The organism is Aeromonas bivalvium (assembly GCF_000819765.1).
Lineage (GTDB): Bacteria > Pseudomonadota > Gammaproteobacteria > Enterobacterales > Aeromonadaceae > Aeromonas > Aeromonas bivalvium.
Genome location: NZ_CDBT01000041.1, coordinates 1 through 322, shown reverse-complemented (window position 1 = coordinate 322; position 322 = coordinate 1). Strand labels below are relative to the sequence as shown.

Below are 322 nucleotides of genomic sequence, written 5' to 3'. Positions count from 1 at the left end.
CTCCGGAACGTGCCTCCATATTGACCAGTCCGCCCCGCGGGCTTGATACCGATTGCGGTGCCCGAGTGGTGAAATCGGTAGACACAAGGGATTTAAAATCCCTCGCTTTTCGAGGCGTGCCGGTTCGATTCCGGCCTCGGGCACCAGTTATTGAAGAAAGCAATCAAAGACTTACGAAGGCCACTAGCGATAGTGGCCTTTTTGTTTTTTGGGCCCAAGGGAGGAAGCAGGGAGAAGGCTGGCGCGCCGCGAGTGGCCAAGCTGCATACCACCAAGGGTGAGGCGTGAAGGGTGATGTGCTGGTTCTGGAGGGGCAGGGGGG

Annotated in this window: 1 tRNA gene; it reads left to right on the top strand. The window is 58.1% G+C overall.

The features are described from left to right. Positions 1 to 59 precede the first annotated feature (59 nt). A tRNA-Leu gene (locus BN1119_RS12145) sits at positions 60 to 146 on the top strand. Positions 147 to 322: the final 176 nt, after the last annotated feature.